The following is a 460-nucleotide window of genomic DNA, read 5'->3' on the forward strand; positions in this document are numbered from 1 at the left end:
GTGGGGATGATGGTCATCACCAGCCCGAAACTGTCCGGGTTGGTCATTGCCGCTATTCCTGTCATCGTGCTGCCGCTGGTCGCTTTCGGCCGTTCGGTGCGGCGCAAATCACGCCAGGCGCAGGATACGCTGGCCGATGCCACCGCCTATGCCAGCGAGCAGATAGGCGCGGTGCGCACGCTGCAGGCCTTTACCAATGAGAAGCTGGTCACCGGGCATTTCTCGGCCGCGGTGGAAGCTGCTTTCGAGGCGGCACGCTCCTCGATCTTCGCGCGCTCCTTCCTTACCTTCTTCGCCATTTTCACCATCTTCTCGTCCGTCGTGGCGGTGCTGTGGTTTGGCTCGCGCGACGTGCTCGAAGGCTCGATATCGCCCGGTACGCTCGGCCAATTCCTGCTCTATTCGGTGTTCGCCGCCGGCGCGTTGGGCGCGTTGTCGGAAGTCTGGGGCGAGCTTGCGC

The 460-nt window shown here is 63.5% G+C and carries 1 protein-coding gene; it reads left to right on the forward strand.

The window, feature by feature from the left end:
* On the forward strand, window positions 1-460 hold a 460-nt coding region (locus tag EN750_RS38650; RefSeq protein WP_245482963.1), incomplete at both ends, for an ABC transporter transmembrane domain-containing protein.

This window comes from Mesorhizobium sp. M7A.F.Ca.ET.027.03.2.1 (assembly GCF_003999175.1).
In the GTDB taxonomy this organism is placed as follows: Bacteria; Pseudomonadota; Alphaproteobacteria; order Rhizobiales; family Rhizobiaceae; genus Mesorhizobium.